1 protein-coding gene is annotated in these 721 nt (G+C 49.5%); it reads right to left on the bottom strand.

Going from position 1 to position 721, the window contains the following annotated elements; genetic code table 11:
- Positions 1-285: 285 nt before the first annotated feature.
- Positions 286-721, bottom strand: a 436-nt coding sequence (locus EII34_RS16180; protein ID WP_185711401.1) for a DUF6301 family protein, incomplete at its 5' end; no start/stop codon positions are given.

Here is a 721-nt window from a genome sequence, read left to right as displayed (position 1 = left end):
GACGTTCTGCCATCTCGGCCACGACCTCAATGTCGACCCGCCGGGACAACAACAAGATTGCCTCCGCCTTCGCCTGCATCAACTTGTGCGGTCCACCACGTTTATAACCCTGCAGGACATCAAACTCGTCACCCGAAATCTGAATACCATTCACACCAGTGATTCTAAACCATGACACCCCACACATCCAACACACGCCAGCATGAAAACAGAGGAAACTTCTGTCACCCCATCACCCCGTCAGGTTTTGTTTAAAGAGGGCTAAACATGTGGCAGTCCAACATTTCATCGGCTCCCGTTTGGGTCCACTCTGTTGCAAGAAATAATGATTTGTTCTGGGTGCAGATCGAGTTGGATGTAGGCGTACTGATGGATTTGCCAGATGCCTCCGGTCGGATTTGTTGTGTTGTCAATCGGATTTCCCCAAACTTTTCTTGCTTGATGGAGATACTGAAAGTAGAGGTCAGCTAGATTGATGCTATCATCTAGAGTGGGATTTGGGATCAATGCAACTGGAAAGGAGGTCCAATAAACCTCTGTTGTTTTCTTGTTGTAAGGGATCTGGATCAAGGTGCTACTTGAGTCGTGTTCGTAGAGATACTCATCGAGGTCCTTGCTGGGTTTCCATCCGAGTTCTGCTGCTAGGGGTGGGATGTGGTTGATGGTGATGGGGTGGGGGAGTTGCGCAAGTCTTGTGATCCAGTGGTGTGCGGTGTGGAAG

It is taken from the genome of Arachnia propionica (genome assembly GCF_003859805.1).
In the GTDB taxonomy this organism is placed as follows: Bacteria; Actinomycetota; Actinomycetes; order Propionibacteriales; family Propionibacteriaceae; genus Arachnia; species Arachnia propionica_C.
Note: the sequence above shows the minus strand (reverse complement) of the source record. Positions and strands in the feature narration are given on the sequence as shown.